16 protein-coding genes are annotated in these 18,228 nt (G+C 68.9%); 2 read left to right on the top strand and 14 right to left on the bottom strand.

Annotation, left to right across the window (positions count from 1 at the left end):
* Positions 1-55: 55 nt before the first annotated feature.
* From FDK12_RS07610 to FDK12_RS07575, 8 genes are all read right to left on the bottom strand, one after another.
* Complete coding sequence (locus FDK12_RS07610) at positions 56-2,578, bottom strand: AMP-binding protein (protein ID WP_137369012.1); 2,523 nt, start codon at positions 2,576-2,578, stop codon at positions 56-58.
* Positions 2,575-3,762 carry an ABC transporter ATP-binding protein gene (locus FDK12_RS07605; protein WP_137369011.1) on the bottom strand — a complete coding sequence of 396 codons (1,188 nt, stop codon included), beginning with the start codon at positions 3,760-3,762 and terminating at the stop codon, positions 2,575-2,577. Before FDK12_RS07605 ends, FDK12_RS07610 begins: the two co-directional genes overlap by 4 nt.
* The gene (locus FDK12_RS07600; RefSeq protein ID WP_137369010.1) at positions 3,759-5,459 is read right to left on the bottom strand and encodes an ABC transporter permease; all 1,701 of its coding nucleotides are present in this window, start codon (positions 5,457-5,459) and stop codon (positions 3,759-3,761) included. The genes FDK12_RS07605 and FDK12_RS07600 overlap by 4 nt, the downstream gene beginning before the upstream one ends.
* Positions 5,456-6,478, bottom strand: a complete 1,023-nt coding sequence (locus FDK12_RS07595) for an extracellular solute-binding protein (protein WP_137369009.1) — start codon at positions 6,476-6,478, stop codon at positions 5,456-5,458. Before FDK12_RS07595 ends, FDK12_RS07600 begins: the two co-directional genes overlap by 4 nt.
* Before the next feature lie 141 nt (positions 6,479-6,619).
* Positions 6,620-7,420 carry an ABC transporter permease gene (locus FDK12_RS07590; RefSeq protein WP_137369008.1) on the bottom strand — a complete coding sequence of 267 codons (801 nt, stop codon included), beginning with the start codon at positions 7,418-7,420 and terminating at the stop codon, positions 6,620-6,622.
* Positions 7,421-7,472: 52 nt separating this feature from the next.
* The gene (locus FDK12_RS07585; protein ID WP_223263157.1) at positions 7,473-8,420 is read right to left on the bottom strand and encodes an ABC transporter ATP-binding protein; all 948 of its coding nucleotides are present in this window, start codon (positions 8,418-8,420) and stop codon (positions 7,473-7,475) included.
* Positions 8,421-8,526: 106 nt separating this feature from the next.
* A complete protein-coding gene (locus tag FDK12_RS07580) occupies positions 8,527-9,717 on the bottom strand; it encodes a LolA family protein (RefSeq protein WP_137369006.1) in 1,191 nt (396 codons plus the stop codon).
* A gap of 205 nt (positions 9,718-9,922) precedes the next feature.
* Positions 9,923-10,189: a GlsB/YeaQ/YmgE family stress response membrane protein gene (locus tag FDK12_RS07575; protein ID WP_137369005.1), complete on the bottom strand. Its 267-nt coding sequence runs from the start codon at positions 10,187-10,189 to the stop codon at positions 9,923-9,925.
* 179 nt (positions 10,190-10,368) lie between these two features.
* Between FDK12_RS07575 and FDK12_RS07570 the strand changes: the two genes are divergently transcribed.
* The gene (locus tag FDK12_RS07570; protein ID WP_137369004.1) at positions 10,369-10,869 is read left to right on the top strand and encodes a PGPGW domain-containing protein; all 501 of its coding nucleotides are present in this window, start codon (positions 10,369-10,371) and stop codon (positions 10,867-10,869) included.
* 109 nt (positions 10,870-10,978) lie between these two features.
* On the top strand, positions 10,979-11,383 hold the full coding sequence (locus FDK12_RS07565; protein WP_137369003.1) for a four-helix bundle copper-binding protein: 405 nt from the start codon (positions 10,979-10,981) through the stop codon (positions 11,381-11,383).
* Between the two features lie 18 nt (positions 11,384-11,401).
* Here the strand turns inward: FDK12_RS07565 and FDK12_RS07560 are convergent, their stop codons facing one another.
* The 6 genes from FDK12_RS07560 to FDK12_RS07535 form a co-directional block, all read right to left on the bottom strand.
* Positions 11,402-12,619 carry a helix-turn-helix domain-containing protein gene (locus tag FDK12_RS07560; protein WP_137369002.1) on the bottom strand — a complete coding sequence of 406 codons (1,218 nt, stop codon included), beginning with the start codon at positions 12,617-12,619 and terminating at the stop codon, positions 11,402-11,404.
* A 165-nt stretch (positions 12,620-12,784) separates the two neighbouring features.
* The gene (locus FDK12_RS07555) at positions 12,785-14,008 is read right to left on the bottom strand and encodes an MFS transporter (RefSeq protein WP_137369001.1); all 1,224 of its coding nucleotides are present in this window, start codon (positions 14,006-14,008) and stop codon (positions 12,785-12,787) included.
* 83 nt (positions 14,009-14,091) lie between these two features.
* On the bottom strand, positions 14,092-14,541 hold the full coding sequence (locus tag FDK12_RS07550; RefSeq protein ID WP_104116801.1) for a hypothetical protein: 450 nt from the start codon (positions 14,539-14,541) through the stop codon (positions 14,092-14,094).
* A 123-nt stretch (positions 14,542-14,664) separates the two neighbouring features.
* Complete coding sequence (locus FDK12_RS07545; protein ID WP_137369000.1) at positions 14,665-15,387, bottom strand: DUF305 domain-containing protein; 723 nt, start codon at positions 15,385-15,387, stop codon at positions 14,665-14,667.
* A gap of 73 nt (positions 15,388-15,460) precedes the next feature.
* Complete coding sequence (locus FDK12_RS07540) at positions 15,461-17,617, bottom strand: copper-translocating P-type ATPase (protein WP_137369210.1); 2,157 nt, start codon at positions 17,615-17,617, stop codon at positions 15,461-15,463.
* A 129-nt stretch (positions 17,618-17,746) separates the two neighbouring features.
* Positions 17,747-18,106 carry a heavy-metal-associated domain-containing protein gene (locus FDK12_RS07535; protein WP_137368999.1) on the bottom strand — a complete coding sequence of 120 codons (360 nt, stop codon included), beginning with the start codon at positions 18,104-18,106 and terminating at the stop codon, positions 17,747-17,749.
* Between the last annotated feature and the right edge of the window lie 122 nt (positions 18,107-18,228).

The following is an 18,228-nucleotide window of genomic DNA, read 5'->3' as shown; positions in this document are numbered from 1 at the left end:
CGCAATCCAAGCGGGGCGCCACCCGTCCAGATGCGTCAATCCACGCGGACCGGCCTCAGGCGCTGACGGATTCCCGTGCCGGCGCTGCATTGCGCGAACGCCTCCAGCGCGTGAAGGCGGTGGGCAGCCACCGGCAGAGGGCCCAGTAACCGATCCCGACGGGCAGGCATCCGATCACCGCAGCGACCTGCCCCAAAGGCAGCAGGACCGGGTAGACGAGCCAGTGCGCGAGGTAGATGAACAGGGACGCGGCAGCCAGCCAGCCCGTCACCCGGCGCAGGACCGAGGGCACGGGCAGGGCGGGAACCCAGGTGAGCAGAAGGAGGCCGACGATGATCGTCGCCTCGCGGAGCGGGTGGTCGAAGAACCCCGGGACAGTGAGCGCCGCGACGGCGGTCACCGTCCACCGCTGGTAGGTGGTGCCGGCACGGGCCACGGCCCAGCCGAGGGCGAAGAGCCAGAACACGGGCATGGGTTTCGGCAGCCCGGGATCGACGATGTCGTACCGGCTGAGCAGGGTGACGGCCAGGAGGCCCAGGGCGAAGGCGAACGGAACGCGGCGCTCGAGGCGGTCCAGCCAGGGCACGGCGAGCAGCGCGGTCACGGCGACGAGTACGTAGACGAGCATCTCGACGAACCAGAAATGCCACTCGCTCGTCACCTCCTGCGGCCCGATCATGCCGTTGAGCAGGAAGATGTTCGCGATGCTGTAGTTGTCGGTCAGGAGGTACGCGACGGCGATGAACGCGACGGAGGGCACGACCACCCGGGCCAGGCTCCTCACCTGGCGCCTCAGCCGCGCCGGCCGCTCGCCGGAGAGCTGGAAGCGCGCGAAGTTGAATCCGGCGACGACGAACAGCAGATGCGCGGTGTGGAACGTGAACAGTTCCACGTGCGCGGCGACGATGCAGATGATGGCCACGGCCCGGAGCACGATCGACGGTTCCAGGAAGGACACGAGCCGCCGGCCACGGGGCTCCCGGCGACCCGACAGCTCGCCCACGGTCCTGAGGTGCCAGTCGGAGGGCAGCTGGCCGAGGGCAGCTTCGAGGCGGACGGAGAGGGCGACGTAGGAGAGCGAATCGCCGTCGAGCGACACGAAGGTGTCCGACGGTGTGACATCCGGACGGTCCAGGCATTCCGCGAAGATCGACGGCACGTCCGCCGGTCCCTCCCGCCGCGGGCCGACAGCCGGCGCCGTTCCCTCCGGCGCCGCGAGGTCGCGAACGGCAGGGTAGTCGATCTTGCCGGACGCCAGCCGGGGCAGGCGTTCCACCACCTGCAGGTCGACGGCGGCCCGGGGCAGTCCGAGGTCGGACGCGAGGACCTTTGCCAGCATGCCGGCATCCTGCTCGCCCTCGACCGCGACGATCAGGCCGTCGTCGGTGCCTGTCGCAGCAGCGGTCGCCCCAAGATCGGCCAGGATCCGCTCGACCTGCCCGAGGTCGACCCGCAGCCCGGCGATCTTGACGAAGCGGCTGCGGCGGCCCACCACCTCGTACAGGCCGTTCTCGTGCCGGCGGGCGAGGTCTCCCGTGCGGAGCTCGTGCACCTGCCGCCCGAGGGCGAGGTCCTCGGGGCTCTCGGCGTAACCCAGCATGACGTTGGGGCCCGAATAGACCAGCTCGCCGTCGGGAAGGCCCTCCACCGGCTCGATCCGGAAGGAGCCGCCGGGCACGGGAACGCCGATGGTTCCGGGATGTCCGGCGGCCAGGTCCGGCGGCAGGTAGGCCATGCGGGCCGTGGCCTCCGTGGCGCCGTACATCACGAAGAGGTCCCACCCGCGGCGCTGGCCCGTCTCGGCCCAGGCCCGCACCTTGTCCGGCGCCAGCCGGCCACCGGCCTGGGTGACGTAGCGCAGGCTCGGCAGGTCCATCTCGGCAAATCCCACACGGTCCAGCAGGTCGAAGCTGTAGGGGACCGCAGCGAACGACGTCGCGCCGCGATCGCGGAAGAGCTCCCAGAAGCAGGGGTCGACGACGGAGAGGTCCGTGAGCACCAGGCCCGCTCCGCTGATCAGGTGGCTGTTGATGACGGACAGGCCGTAGCAGTAGGTGAACGGCAGCGTCGTGGCAGCGCGATCGTCCGGGCCGATGCCCAGGTACTCGGCGATCGCCCGGGCGTTCTCCATGAGGTTCGACCGGGAGAGCCGCACGAGCTTGGGCGAGCCGGTGGACCCGGACGTGCTGAGCAGCAGTGCGAGCTCCGGGTGGAGGTCGTGGCGCGTGCCCGGTCGCCGCTCCTCGAGGGCGAGGCCGCCGTCGCTGGGGCGGAGCACGACATCGGGATCATAGGCCGCGGCCAGCGATTCCTGCGCGGCGGGCTTGTCGGCGGACGTCACCAGGAGGGGGTGACCGGCCGTCAGGGCCGCGAGGTAGCCGACGAGCGATTCGAGGTCGTTCCGCGCGGCGAGCATGACGAGGCGCCGCTCGGGACCGAGGCGACGGACGACGTCGTCCACCCGCTCGGCGAGCTCCCGGTACGAGAGCACCCCGCCGGCGGTGAGGACGGCGGGCCGCTCGCCGTGCCGGGCGAGGTCGGTGATCGTGACCTGGAAGAGGTCGGGGTCAAGGCTCATCGTGGTACCTCGGTCGGAACGGTGTCATCGGGAAACCCGGCCTCGCGCGGTGCGCTGCTGCCGAGTTTCAGGCTGTCGGCCGGCGGGGACGTTACGGCCCGGTCGCCGACGAGCAGGGTGGGGGAGGTGCCCGCTGCCACCGTCACCGCGACCGCGGTGCCGACGGGATAGCGGACGTCGTGCGGCTGCCATGAGCGCAGGGTGCGCCCCGAGGCGAGCCGGACGTGGTGGAGGACGAAGGCGCCGTGGTACTCCACGGACGAGACGCGGGCGGGGGCATCCGGAGCTGGCCGCAGGGCCACCTCGTGGGGCCGCAGGACGACGTCGACGTCGACGTCGCTGTCCGCCCACCCCGGGACGGTCGAGACGATCCCGATCTCGCACGTCAGCAACGCCCGATGCACATGCGCCGGAAGGAAGTCGGCGTCACCCATGAAGGACGCGACGAACCGGCTCGCCGGCCGCTCGAAGACCACCTCGGGAGCATCCGCCTGCTCGATCACGCCGTTGTTCATGACCACGACGCGCGTGCCCACCGAGAGCGCCTCCGTCTGGTCATGAGTCACGAGGACCCCGGTGGTACCGGTGTCCCGCAGCGTCGCCACGGTGTCCCGGCGCACCTGGGCGCGCAGCGACTCGTCCAGGCTCGAGAACGGCTCATCCAGCAGCACGACGGCGGGCCGGGGCGCCAGTGCGCGGGCCAGGGCGACGCGCTGCTGCTCCCCTCCGGAGAGCTCGTGCGGGTAGCGTTCCGCCAGGTGTGCCAGCTGGACGAGGTCCAGGAGTTCGCCGACGCGTGACCGGCGCTCGCCGCGGGACAGCCGGTCGAGGCCGAACTCGACGTTCCGGGCGACCGTCAGGTGGGGGAAGAGGGCGTGGTCCTGGAAGACGAGCCCGACCCGGCGCCGCTCCGGATTCACGAAGCTGCGGGCATCGGCGACGACGCTCCCCGCCACGCTCAGGGTTCCGGCGTCCGGCCGCTCCAGGCCGGCGACGAGCCGCAGGGTCGTCGATTTCCCGCACCCGGAGGGGCCGATCAGGGTCACCAGTTCGCCCGCGCGGATCGAGAGGTCCGCTGCCTCCACGCCCCTGGCGGAACCGTAGCGCTTGGTGACGCCCTCGAGGACGAGCGCCGGAACGGGCGCTTCCGGCCCGGACGCCGCGCCTTCCGCTCGTGCGGTCATGGCCGTACCCCTTTCGCGAGTCTGCCCAGCGACTCGTTCCGCCGGGTCTGGCGCACGAGCACGAAGACCGGGACGACGGCGACCGCAACGATGACGAGCGCCGGGAGCGACGCCTTCTCCCAGAAGTTCTCGCGCGCAAGCTCATAGACCCACACCGACGTCGTCGTGAATCCGAAGGGTCGCAGCAACAGTACGATCGGCAGCTCCTTTACGGCGTCGATCACCACCAGCATGAGGGCGACGGCGACACCCGGCCGGGCCAGGGGGAAGTGCACCCGGCCGAGGATGCGCCTCGGAGCGGCACCGAGGCTCAGTGCGGAGAACGTGACGGTGGGTGGGATCTTCTCGAGGCTCGCGCTGACCGACTGGTACGCCGGAGCGAGGAACCGGATCACGTAGGCATAGAGGATGCCGAGCACCGAGCCCGTCACGACCAGTCCGGTGCCGCCCGGAACACCCGCACGTTCCAAGGCATCATCGGCCGCGGCGAAGGACAGCAGGACCCCGATCCCCACCACGGCGCCCGGAACGGCATAGCCGAAGGTGGTCAACTGCGCCGCGAAGGAGACGAGCCGGCCGCCGCCCAGGCGGATCGCATGGCCGATCATCATCGAGAGCATCACGCAGCCGGCGGCCGTGATTCCGGCGACCACCAGGCTGTTGACCAGGTAATCGGCGAAGCGGGCATCGGTCAGTGCGGAGGCATCCGAGAAGAGCTGACCCGCGGCCCAGACCAGCAACTGCGCCACCGGGATGAGGAACCCGGCTGCGAGGGCGGCCACGCAGGCGGCAGTGGCTGCCCACCCCCGCGCTCCCCGCAGCAGTTCGGGCTGGACGCCCTGCCCCCGGCCTCCGTGCTGGTGGTAGCGGGCGCGGCCCCGCAGCGCCCGCTCACCGGTCAGCACCGCCACGGCGAACAGCAGGACCAGCACGGCGAGCTGTGTCGCAGCATGGAAATCGAAGGTGCCCTTCCAGACCAGGTACACGCCCACGGAGACGGTCTGGACATTGAAGTACTGCACCGTGGCGAAATCGGTGAGGGTCTCCATCATGACCAGGGCGAGCCCCGCGGCCAGCGAGGGCCGGGCCAGGGGCAGCAGCACCCGGCGCAGGGCGCGACCACGCGACGCACCCAGGGTGCGCGCTGCGTCGTAGGTCCCGGCGGACTGCTCGATCAGCGCCGAGCGAGCCAGCAGGTAGACGTACGGGTACAGGGACAGCGACATCACCAGCACCGCCGCCGGCAGGGAGCGGACCTCCGGAACCCACACTCCTGCCCCGAAGACGGACCGCAGGAAGGACTGGACCGGGCCTGCGACGTCGAAGACGGACAGGAAGATGAAACCGAGGACGTACGCCGGCATCGCCAGGGGAAGGACGAGCAGCCACACCAGGAGGTTCCGCAGCGGGAAGCGGTAAGCGGTCACGAGCCAGGCCAGGCCGCCGCCCACGACGAGCGACCCCGCGCCGACCCCGAGCATCAGGGCGAGAGTGGTGAGCACCATCCCGGCGAGTCCGCGCGGTGGCGCCGAGTCCCCGATGCTTCCGACGCCGTCGAGCACCACCGCCAGCACCGGGGTGGCGATGACGACGGCGACGGCGATGACCAGGGCCGACCAGCCGGGCCGGCCCACGCCGTACGTGCGGACGCGGCGCTCGGGAGGGCGTGCCTCGGCGAGTGCCGCCGGTCCCGTCACCGGTATCCGGCCTCGGCGAGCAGGTCGACGGCGTCGGCGTTGAGCGTCCCGTAGGCCTCCGCGTTGAGGGGCATGCGCGAGAAGTCCCCGAAGCCGGCGATGACCGGTTCCGGTTCGACCGTTGGGTTGACCGGGTACTCATGGTTGGCGTCCACGAAGGCGTTCTGCCCGTCGGTGGCAAGCCACTCGATGAGTCGCTGCGCGTCCTCCGGGTTGTCGGCGCCCTCGACGACCCCTGCCCCCGAGATGTTCACGTGCGTACCCGCTCCTTGCTGGCTGGCCCAGAACAGGTCGACCTTGAGCTCCGGCTTCTCCGCCAGGGTGCGGGCGAGGTAGTAGTGGTTGTTGATGCCGACGTCGCACGTCCCGGCGTCGATCGCCTCGAGCAGCAGGACGTCGTTGCTCATGATCTCCACGTTGTTCGCGACCCAGCCCTGGACGATCTCGAGGGCGCGGTCCCGACCGTGCAGGTCGATCAGGCTGGCGACGAGGGACTGCGTGTAGGCGGAGGTCGCGTCCCGCATGCACAGGCGGTCCTTCCACCGTGGATCCGCCAGGCCCGCGTAGGTGTCCACCGGGTCGAACTCCGCGGGGTCAACGGCCTCGGGGTTGTAGGTGACGGTGCGCGCACGCATGGCGAGACCGTACCAGCGCCCCTCGGCGTCGCGGAGGTCGTCGGGCACGGCCTCGTCGAGCACGGCGGAATCGATCGCGGCGAGTTCACCCCGGCGCGCCCCGTTCCAGAGGTTGCCGGCATCGACGGTCATGAAGACGTCGGCGGGAGTGTCCTCACCCTCGGCCTTGAGCCGTTCGAGGAGCTCGGCATCGTCACCGCTGATGAACTCCACGGTGATCCCCGTATCCTCCGTGAACTGCCCGAACGCGCCCTCGAGGTCGTAGTGGCGCGCGGAGTAGATCTGGAGATCCGCTGACTGGGATCCGAGCACGCCGCATCCCGAGAGGGTCGATGCCAGGGCGGTCAGGCCGACGATCGCGGTCAGCAGTGGGCGGGGGCGCATCAGGGTCTCTTCTCAGCAGGGGAGGGGCTATACGTCCGGGAGGCGGCGATGGTCGTGCCACGAGGAGCAAGGGTAGCCTAACTTAAGCAGGGCCGAAGGGAGGATTCGACGTCGTCGTGCGTAGCATTCCGCACTCCTGTGCTAGCTCAGGATGTCCTTCGTGCTGAAGCGGCCGTAGGCCAGCGCCCCGAACACGGCGATGTACCCGAGCTGCAGGAGCGCGTTGTCGGCGAACGAGGTCCAGACGATCGGCTCGCGCAGCAGGTCCGCGAAGCCCAGCCAGTGATGCGTGAACAGCCACGGATGCAGCCACTCGAGCTGAGGCAGGGCGCCGAGGATCTGGGCGATGACGGCCAGCGCGGCGGTCGCCGCCATGGCGCCGACCGGAACACTCGTCAGCGTCGAGATGAAGATACCGATGGCGCTGAGCCCCAGGAGCGACACCGTGACGTACAGCGCGAGCAGGAGCAGCCGCACGAGGTAGCCGGGTATCCCCACGGTGGCGCCGGACAGCAGCGTCACCGGCCCGACGGGAAACAGCAGCGCCCCGACGACGGCGCCCGTGACGACGACGGTCAGGGTCGCGACGAAGCAGAACAGTGCGGCCCCCGCGTACTTCACGAGCAGCAGGCGGATGCGCCCGGCGGGAGCGACGAGCAGGTAGCGAAGGGTGCCGAGGTTGGCCTCGCCGGCAATCGTGTCACCCGCCACGACGCCGATGGTCAGCGGCAGGAACAGCGGAATGGCGACGGTGAGTGCCGTCAGCGACACGAACAAGCCGTTCTGCGTGATGCTGTTCAGGAACGCCGGACCACGACCGCTGGAGGACTCGTCCGAAGAGACACGGACCACGACGGCGATGAGGATCGGGATCAGCGCCAGCGCGCCGATCATCGCCCAGGTGCGGAGCCGCCGGAACAGGACGGCGACCTCGGAGACCACCAGGGTGAGCCCGAGGGATCTTCCCGTGCGTGGTACGGGGGCAACTGCGGATTCAGCCGGCAACGTCGAACCCCTCTCCGGTGAGTGCGACGAAGCGGTCCTCGAGCGAGGCTCCGCGAACCTCGAAGCCGCGCACACGCACCTCCGCGCGGACCAGTGCCGCGTTCACGGTCTCGGGCTGCAGGCCGGCGACGGACAGTTCGGCCGTGACGACGTCGTCGTGCCCGTGCAGTTCGGGCGTGAGGCCGAGGCCGGTGAGCACGCGGCGGGCTTCGGCTGCATCGGGCGTCGTCACGCGGACGCGGGCTGTGCCGCCGGAGCGGAGTTCGTCGAGTGTGCCCTGCGCGACGAGTCGGCCCGCGCTCATGACGGCGATGCGCGTGCACATCTGCTCCACCTCGGCGAGGAGGTGGCTGGAGACGAAGACGGTGGTGCCGTCGTCCGACAATGACCTGATGAGGCTCCTGACCTCACGCGTCCCCTGCGGGTCGAGACCGTTGGTGGGTTCGTCGAGGATCAGCAGGTCCCGCGGAGCCAGCAGCGCATTCGCGATCCCGAGGCGTTGCTTCATGCCGAGCGAGTAGGCGTGTGCCCGCTTCTTCGCCGCATGGCTGAGCCCCACGCGCTCGAGCGCTTCGTCCACCCGTCTGCTGCGGGTCGCAGGGTCGGTCCGGCGGTCGGCGGCGTCGAACCGCTGGAGGTTCGCGCGGCCCGAGAGGAAGGGATAGATGGCCGGTCCCTCGACGAGTGCGCCGACGCGGGGCAGGACGGCGCGCGCATCGTGGGGCATCTCGCCGTCGAGCAGGCGGACCTCGCCGCTGGTCGCCGAGGCCAGGCCGAGGAGCACGCGGATGGTCGTCGTCTTCCCCGACCCGTTGGGACCGAGGAAACCGAACACCGATCCGCGCGGCACCGTGAGGTCGATGCTGTCGACCGCCCGCTGCCTGCCGAAGACCTTGGTCAATCCGCGCGTCTCGATCGCGAGCTCGCCGGCGTTCACTCTCCGGCCCGTGCCGCGGATGCCGACCGCGCGGGTACTCCGTCGATCACTGCCGGTTCGATCACTGCCGGTTCGATCACTGCCGGTTCGATCACTGCCGGTTCGATCACTGCCGGGACGCGGCGACGAGCTGGTCGACGCCGACGGCGCCTGCAAGCACCCGTCCGTCATCGGTGATGAACACCGAGACGAGGGACGTCTGCAGGGCCCTGCCGCCATCGGTCTCGACGAGGGCCTGCTCCAGCAGCGCCTGGGCTCCGGCGACCTCCTCGGGATCCATTCCGGGCTCGATCTCCATGATGTCGCCCATCCCGGTCGATGCGCCCGTGCCTGTGCTGAGGCCGAGCTTCGAGGCGCTGCCCGCCGGCAGTTCCACGATGGTGCTCCATCCCTGCCCGATGACGGTGGGTTGCCCGGACACCCGGACCTCGTCCGCCGCGTCGGCTTCGTGCTGTGCGCCGTCCTTTAGAGACGCCTCGGTGACGGTTACGCCGGGCGGCGGGGTGAAGTCGAAGATGCCGGCGTCGGGGGTGCTGAAGTCGACGGAGATGAAGCTGGCGGAGAACGCGGGTTCCTCCTGGCCCCTGGCCTGCACCCTGACGCCGAGGGGAACGCCGGTCTCGGAATCGACGGTCACGGCGACGGAACCGACAAGGGTGGCGGCGTCGTCGGGCGTCAGCAGGAGCTGGTAGGCGCTCCGGCCTGCGACGCGGCTGGTGTCGCCGACGGTCACCTCGGTGCTGGGATCGATGCGTGCGAGGAACACTTCGGCCAGTTCGGCAGGGGTCCGCGGGACGTTCTGCAGCTCGGGATGCTCGGTTGCCTTCCCCCGGAGCATCGCCTCGAGGTCGTCCTCCCCGGCGTCAGCGGGGCGGACGGCATGCACAGCCTCGTTCGCCTCCGAATCGTAGAACCAGACGTCGTCCCCGTTCACGACGACGTCCCGCTGGGCCAACTGGTCGAGCAGCTGGACGCGGGCCTTGCGCGGCCCGTCGATGTAGACCTGCGCGGTGTGCTCGCCGGTGAGGAGCTCCAGGGCGGCTGAGGTGGGATCGGACCCCGACGAGCCGCCGGGAGGAGCTGCGAGGCTCAGGTCCGGGAGGCCGAGGTCCGAGGACTGCTCGACGGTTCCGGAATAGGCGTCATCCGCGCTGGTGGCCACGAACTCGAGGAGTTGCTGGGCGGTCAGGGCGGGGAGCTGCGGCTGGGCTTCAGCGCCGGTCGATGCGCTCACGGCGGCAGCGGCGATGACGACCGGGACGATACCGGCGGGAAGCCAGCGCCAGTTCTTGTTCATGATTGAGCCCTCCGGACGAATCTGTGCCCCATCTACTGTCAACGCTACACCTGGTCGCTGCACGCGGTGGGGGACGTGCAGTGGGTGAACGAGCGGGGGGATGACGACGTGCCGCACCGGCCGCGCAAGCGCGTGCAGGGATCGGGCAGGGCCTCGGGCACACACGAAAGGGGCGGCCGGAGCCGCCCCTTCTGCATGCTGCTGCCTAGCGGGTGACGCGGTGGCGGCGGCGGCCCATGAGGGCTTCGGCGACGCCGATCAGCAGGACGGCGGCGATGACGGAGACGATGAAACCGAAAACGTTGAGCTCGAAGATATCGCCGGTGCCGAGGAGGCTCGCGATCGAGCCGCCGATGATGGATCCCACGAGGCCGAGCAGCAGCGTGGCGAGAAGGCCGAGGTTCTGCTTGCCGGGCTTGATGAGCCGGGCGAGCGCGCCGATGATGAGGCCGGCGATGATGAATCCGATCATGGTGGTTCTCCTTCTGTAGCCCGCTCTTCTGCGGGAAGTATCTGTACTCGCTGCCTATACGCGGCGGTACCCGTACTTTCTGCCGGGCAGCAAGTCGACAGGGGGTCTCTGTCAGGCCTTGCCACGAGCGTTCTTCACTCCAACGATAGAGGAATGCGAAGCCTACTGAGGAATCCGTGATGCCTCGGCATCCGCGGCAGCGCCGCGCCGCATCCCATGGGTCCGTCTTCGCCGGCCGGACGAGACCGCGCGGCGCGAGCCGTATCTTCGGGCTGGTGGTGGGCTGGCTGCTGGTGCTCGTCGGCCTCGCCGCCCTCGTACTGCCCGGTCCCGGGCTGCTGGCCCTGGTTGCAGGGCTGGCCGTTCTGTCGCAGCAGTACGAGTGGGCGCGGCGGTGGTTGCGGCCGGTGAAGCGAAGGGCCTTCGCGGCCGCAGCCCAGGGCGTGAGGAACACACGCAATATCGCGCTCAGCTTCCTCGGGGCTTTGGTCCTTCTGCTGATCGGCGTGCTGTGGGGCGTCCAGCCGGCAGTTCCTGCCTGGTGGCCCCTCGACGACCGCTGGTGGCTGCCGGGCGGCTGGAGCGTGGGCTCGGGCCTCATCCTCTCCGCTCTCCTGGCAGCGGCGTTCATCCTGTACAGCATCCGCCGATTCCGTCCTGGGATCCTCGACCGGACCTGACCCGGAGATGCGATCGGCCCTGGCGACCAATACCTCATCCGGCCCCGACACCGCAAGGCAGCACTACCTCGCTGCAGACGCATCAAGCCCATCGAAGAAGGAGCACCTCATGTCCAAAGCCCGCGCCATGCTCGACACCTACCCGCAGGACCGCGACGGCTTCGACCCCGACCTGCTGGCGGAGTGCATCGAGGCGTGCTTCGACTGCGCACAGGCCTGCACCGCCTGCGCAGACGCCTGCCTCGCCGAGGACATGGTGGCCGAGCTGCGGCAGTGTGTCCGCACCAATCTCGACTGCGCGGACATCTGTGCAGCCACCGGCCGCGTGGTGTCCCGCCATACCGGATACGACGCCAACCTCAGCCGGGCGATCCTCGAGGCCTGCCGTACTGCATGCGGGGCCTGCGCGGACGAGTGCTCCCGGCATGCGGAGATGCACGAGCACTGCCGTGTCTGCGCGGAAGCCTGCCGACGCTGTGAGCAGGCCTGCGATGCGCTGCTCGCCTCGATGTAGCCGGAGTACATCAAGGGACTAGGCGCGCAGCAACTCGCGTACTTCTGCCGCTGACTCCAAGGCTCCGGCCTCCTCCAGGAGGGTGATCGCTCGCTGGAAGTACTTCCGGCTGCGGGGGGTGTCGCCCTGGCCGGCGTGGTACTCGCCCAACAGCCGGTCAAGCAGCGAGACGTTTTCGAAGTAGCGCAACCCGCCGGTGGCCTCGACACCCTCCAGGAGCGGACCGGCCAACTCGGGGTGCCCTGTCCGCAGATGGAAGTGTGCTTCCTGCAGCTTTACCTCCTGGCGCTGCTCATCGGTGCCGGAAATCTGCCGGCCCAGCTGCGCGTTCTGGAGGCACTGCCACACCTCATCATCGGCGAGACCGGCAGAGAGCCGCATCGCAGCAGAGGCACTGTGGAACGCGGCCCACTCCTCCACATTGGTCTTGGCTGAAAGCAGCTCAGCGGCGAGCCGATGCTGCGTAAGGCCGATCTCGACGTCGCCGCGCCGAAAGGCTACATTGCCCACGGCCCAAGCTCCTCGACCGATCAGCCGGGATGGCAGTACTGGATCCGCCGCCTCGAGGTGCATCTCCGTGATGAGTTCCCAAGCCTCGTCGAGGCGTCCCTGAACCGACAGGGCGGCGAGAAGCACGAACGCGACTTCCAGGCGTACGACACTGGGGCCGGGCAAGCCCGAAGCCACCTCCACGGCGGCCTGCGCGGCCTCGATGGCTTCGGTCAGCCTGCCGCGTGACCGCAGGACCACGGACTGGCGGGCGAGTACAACAGCCTGGAGTTCGGGCTTCTGCCCCGCGAGAGGGCTGCTGCATAGGGTCCGGAGGACTGCATCGGCGTCGTCGTACCTGCCCAGGGCCACGAGGGCCTGTGCTTGCAGATTCGCCATCGACCACCACGCAGCAGCATTCCCCTGCTTCTGTGCGATGGACGCGGCATATCCGGCTTCGGAGGCCGTCAGCGAATCATCCTGCAGATCGCGCGCGTTGCTGGCGTTGTGCATCGCCACCGCGAGGGCGGATTCATCCGTGCCGGAGGGCTGCTCCACCCACCAGTTGAGGATTTGTGCGTCCATCCCCAGGACGCCGGCCAGGTGGTGCACCATCTCGGGAGTCGGCTGGCGCTGCCCGCGCTCGAGGAGCGAGATGTAGTGGGTGGAATAGACGCCTGCGCCCAGCTCGGCGCGGGACAGTCCCTTCGCGCTGCGCGCTTCACGCAGCATCTCTCCGAATCGCATGTGCAGTTCTCGTCCCCATGTGAGTGGTCACGGATACCGCCCGGTATCGAGGCGTGTCCGTGACCTTCCTTGTGTAGCAGATTCTTCGACGCATCAGAGAAGCGCGGAGATCACGGTGAGGCGCAGCGGCACGCTCGATGGCGGTGGCCGTGCCCCTGTCCGCGCTCAGGAGGGCAGCCCGCGAACGCGCTTCGGTAGCACGGGTGATGCTAGCAGGGCCAGGATGCCTGCCAGTGGAACGACGATCAGCCCCACCCGCAACGACGAAGCGTCGGCGATCGCACCGACGATCGGCGGGGACAGCAGGAACCCGAGGCGCAGCAGCCAGCTGATCACGGTCAGTCCCGTTCCGCGGCGCAGCCCGGGCAGCTCATCAGCACTGTGCATGGCCGCCGGGATGATTGTGGCGACGCCGAGCCCTGCCAGCCCGAACCCGAGGATGGTCAGCGGGATCGACGGGAAGAGCAGGGCGGTGCCCATGCCGACGGCGGCCAGTGCGCCGCCGGTCTGTGCCACGGCCCGTTGCCCGAACCGGTCCACGAGGCGGTCCCCGAACAGGCGCCCGACGAATTGCAGGCCGACCAGGGCGACGAAACCGAGGCCGGCCACGGTTGGCGTCGCGCCGAGGGCGTCGGTCAGGTACACAGCGGCCCAGGTGCTTCCGGCGTCCTCCACGAGCGCTCCGGCGATGCCGATCGCAACGAGGGCCGCCAGGATGCCGACCGTGACGAGCGAAGCGCGCCGCGCGACGGGCGCTGCCGCGTCCCGCGCTTCGTCCTCGGGCTCCGCCGGTTCGGCACCCGGCAGGAGAAAGCGGTAGCACGTGAGGGTGAGGGCGCTGAAGAGCACGAAGGACACCGCGAGGTGCAGGCCGCGCGGAATCTCGAGGCCCGCCGCCGTCGCCCCCATCAGCCCGCCGAGCACCGCGCCGATGCTCCACACGGCGTGGAACGAGTTGAGGATGGAGCGCTTGTAGAGACGCTGGACCCGGAGCCCGTGCGAGTTCTGCGCGACGTCGGTGATGGCGTCCATGGCGCCCGCGAGGAACAGGGTGACTGTCAGGACGGCCCACGACGGCGCGATGCCCGCAAGCAGGATCGACAGTCCGATGAACCACGTGCCGACGGTCGCGACCCGCGAGGACCGGAAACGTCGGACGAGGGCGCCGGACGCGAGCCCGGCCGTGATCGCGCCGAGTGGAAAGGCCGCCACCGAGACGCCGAAGGCCGCGTTGCTGAGGTCCAGCCCGTCCTTGATGGCCGGGTAGTGCGGCAGGATGTTCGCGAACATCGCGCCATTGGTCAGGAACAGGACGCTGACGGCGAGGCGTGCCTGCCCGAGGCGGCGCGCGCTGTGCTCGGTCGGCTCGACGGATACGGAACTGGTCATGGTCCGACCATCCTCTCAGAGCCCGCGCGGCGAACAGAACAGGACGAGCAGGGTTCCGGTGGGCAGGGGGTGCGGCCGGGTGCTCAGGCCTCCGGCGGCAGTGCCTCGTGGTGCTTCTTGCCCTTGGTGCGGCGGTCCTCTTTCATCTCCGCTTCGAAGAGGTGGCGCTTGCCCTGCACGAGGGCGTCCCGCGCCTCCTTCTCGAATGCCTTGAATTCGGAGTAGTAGTGGTCGTCGTAGTCCTCGACGATCTGGAACGTCCAGCGCCCCTCGATCACGTTGCGTCCGATGATCTCGCTGGCGAGCCTGTCGGCGATCTCCGTGTGGCCGGCCTCGCGGAACAGTTCCTCGGCCTCGGAGAGGTTGAGGTCCGCGGTACCGGTGAGGCGGTGGAACCCGTACAGGTAGCCACGCGCGTGTTCCAGCACCTCGAGTGCTTCGGAGAGCTTGCCGAGAGCTTCGACCGTGATGTCGGAGACGCCCTCAGGGCGCTGGTGGGTTTCGTCGGGACCGGGAGTGTCGAGGGTAGCCATACTTCGTACCGTACCCAGATGCGCGGAGACTTGGACAGCCTTTCCTGATCACCCGGACACTGATGATCCTGTGCGAAGGCTGACAAACCCGACGCCGAGTACGGTGCACACACGAACCCCTGGTTAGAGGCCCGCGAGCAGCTCGTTCATCTCGTCGATCTCGATCTGCTGGGCGTCGACGATGATTCCGGCCAGCTCGACCGCTTCGGGGTTCTCGCCGTCGGTGATCTCGATCTGGGCCATCTCAATTGCTCCCTCGTGGTGGGCGGTCATGGACTCGAGGAACATGCGGGCCGCCTCGGTACCCTCGGTGGATCCGAGGGCGGATATCTGGTCCCGGCTCATCATTCCCGGCATGCCGGCGCTGGAACCTGCGCCTGATTCGGAGTGGGATCCCATATTGCCCATGTCGTGGCCTCCTGAGCCATGGTCGGCGCCAGCTTCGGGCTCCCTGGGCTCGCCCCAGGCTTCAAGCCAGCCGCTCATCGTCTCGATCTCAGGGCCCTGGGCGCGCTTGATCTTCGTCGCGAGGTCCTTGATCCCGGGGCTGATGCCATTCTTGGCGAGCATCATCTCGCTCATCTCCACGGCTTGCTCGTGATGGGGAATCATCATCTGCGCGAACATGACATCCGCATCGTTGTGCTCCTCCGACACGGCGTCCGAACTGGTGGTCCCTGACGCGTCAGCGGACGGGGACGTATCAGCAGCTGCGCTCGAGGCAGGAGCTGCAGCTTCGGCGCTGGTCGTGTCTGTGCTGGTGGTGCTGCCGGAGTCGGTGCCGCAGGCGGCGAGGGTGAGGGCCGTCGCGAGACTCAGAGCGGCGAGGGACGAATAACGCTTCATGGTGGTCAGATCCTTCAAAGCTCAGGTGGGTGTGCTGTCAGTACCTTCCGCCCGGACGCAGATGCTGGCAGTTCTAGTCGATCCTGATCCGCTCCGGGCTGAGGTCGATCCGACGCAGCAGCTGCGCGTTCAGGGCCACCACGATCGTGGAGACACTCATGAGGACCGCGCCGGCGGCGGGGGAGAGCAGGATCCCCGCGAAGGCCAGCACCCCGGCGGCCAGGGGGACGGCGAGCACGTTGTATCCGGTGGCCCAGATCAGGTTCTGGATCATCTTGCGGTAGCTGGCCCGGGACAGATCGATCATTGCCAGTACCGAACGGGGATCGTTCCCGGCCAGGACGACGCCCGCTGATTCCATGGCAACGTCCGTGCCGGCGCCGATCGCGATGCCCACTTCGGCGCGGGCCAGGGCTGGGGCGTCATTCACGCCATCGCCGACCATGGCCACTTTCAGCCCGCGGGACTGCAGCTCGGTGACCTTGGTGTCCTTGTCCTGCGGCAGGACATCGGCGAATACCTCGTCAATGCCCAGCTCCGCGCCGACGACGTCTGCGACCTGACGCGCATCCCCGGTGATCATCGCGACCCTCACCCCGCGGGCCTGCAGCGCCTTGACTGCTGCCCTGGATTCTTCGCGGACCTTGTCCTCGAGCCGCACCACGCCGATCACGGAGCCGTCGCGAACGATGTGCAGCACGGACGCTCCACGGCCCACCCATTCCTCCACCGTCGTGGCGATGTCGGCAGGGGTAGTGAGGCCGAGCTCCTTGAGCATGTTCGGTCCGCCCACGGACACCTGGTGGTTGTTCACGGTCGCTTGGACACCGCGTCCGGTCATGGACGCGAAACTCGTGCCCGTGTAATCAAGGCTGACCGCGGCGGGGTCGGACTGTGCTGCGGTGACGATGGCGCGGGCGACGGGGTGTTCGCTGTCTGCTTCCGCGGCACCGGCCAGGGCGAGGAGCTCGGCCTCGGTGACACCAGTGGTCGTGGTGGTCCCAGTGACGGCGTGCCGGCCTTGCGTGAGCGTGCCGGTCTTGTCGAACAGGACGACGTCGATGGTGCGCATGCGTTCCAGGGCGATGCGGTTCTTGATCAGCACGCCGGCCTTTGCGGCGCGTTCGGTGGAGATCGCGATGACCAGGGGGATCGCCAGGCCCAGGGCGTGCGGGCAGGCGATCACCAGGACGGTGACGGTGCGGATGACCGCATCATCCGGGCTGCCCAGGAGCATCCAGGCGATGAAGGTCAGGATGCCGGCGCCGAGCGCGAAGTAGAACAGCAGGGCAGCGGCCCGGTCTGCGAGGGCCTGCGCCCTCGAGGAGGAGGCCTGCGCTTCGGCGACCAGACGCTGGATCCCTGCCAGGGTCGTCTGGGACCCGACGGCGGTGACCTGCACCCGGACGGCGTTATCCGTGGCGACGGTTCCGGCGACGACGGTCTCCCCGATGGTGCGGGGTACGGTGCGGGATTCGCCGGTGATCATGGACTCGTCGAATTCCGCGGTCCCGTCGATGATCTTTCCGTCAGCGGGTACGCGTGCGCCGGAGCGCACGAGCACAGCATCACCCGCTGCCAGGGTGCTGACGGGGACGGTTTCGACGCCGGATTCAGTGACCTTGTCGGCCTCATCGGGAAGCAGGGCCGCCAACGCGTCCAGGGCTCCGGCGGCGGAGCCGAGGGCGCGCATCTCCATCCAGTGGCCGAGCAGCATGATGACGACCAGCAGGGCGAGCTCCCACCAGAAGTCCAGATCGAAGCCGCCGATGCCGAGGGTCGTGACCCAGGAGGCGATGAACGCGACACTGATCGCCATTGCGATCAGCAGCATCATGCCTGGCTGCCGGGTCCTCAGCTCCGTTCCCCCGCCCTTCAGGAACGGGGTGCCGCCGTAGACGAAGATGACAGTGCCAAGGATCGGCGCAATCCAGGTGGAGCCCGGGAACTCGGCCGGCATGTACCCGAGGAGCATGGTGAACATGGGGCTGAACGCGACCACGGGGACCGCGAGGACCAGGCTGATCCAGAATCGGTCCTTGAACATCGCGGTCGAGTGCCCGGCATGCTCCCCCTGCGAATGGACCTGATGATCCTCATCCGTGCCATGGCTCGTCCCGTGACCCTGGTGACCCGCGTGCCCGCTGCGGTTCATGTACGGTTCGGGTCCGTGGCTTCCCTCGGGATGCTCCGGGGTGGAGATTGCCGAATGGGCGTGGCTTTCCGGCATGGCCTGACCGTGCGTTGATTCCGGTCCGCCTGGGTGACGATGCTGGTTGGTGGTGTTCTGGTTCTTGCTCATGATGACTTTTCCTCCGGCCCCGCTCGAGGAGAGGGGCCCGTGCCTCTGCCTGTCGGCTCAGGCGGTCGTGAGCTGGTAGCCGGCCTTCTCGACGGCGTCCCGAATGGACGACGCGTCAAGGCGCTGGTTGCTGGTGACGCTGACGGTTGATACGCCGCCAGGAACGAGAGCGATCTGGACATTCTCCACGCCGTCCAGGGCGCCGATGGCGCTGCTGACCCGGCCTGCGCAGGAACCACAGGTCAGGCCGGTGACCGAATAGTCGGCAGACACGGTGCCTTCGGTCGCCGGCTGCGCTGCAGTGGCCTGCTGGGGTGCGCAGCACCCACAGGAACCTTCCGCGGAAGGGGTCGCGTCGGAGTTTTGGTTCCCGCTGACGTCGGTGAGGTTGATGGGGGTCCTGACAGTGTCGGTCATGGTGGTCTCCTGCAGTTGGTGAGCAGCGAATTCTCAAGGTAGCCGCAGCGGAGAACGGGCGACCCTGGGTGAGGCCCTGGTTCCATCGCGGTGCAGATGACCTGTACGGCGTACGTCCCGGG

The organism is Arthrobacter sp. NamB2, assembly GCF_005281365.1.
Taxonomy (GTDB): domain Bacteria; phylum Actinomycetota; class Actinomycetes; order Actinomycetales; family Micrococcaceae; genus Arthrobacter_D.
The sequence above is the reverse complement of the archived record's forward strand: the minus strand, read 5'-3'. Positions and strand labels throughout refer to the sequence as shown.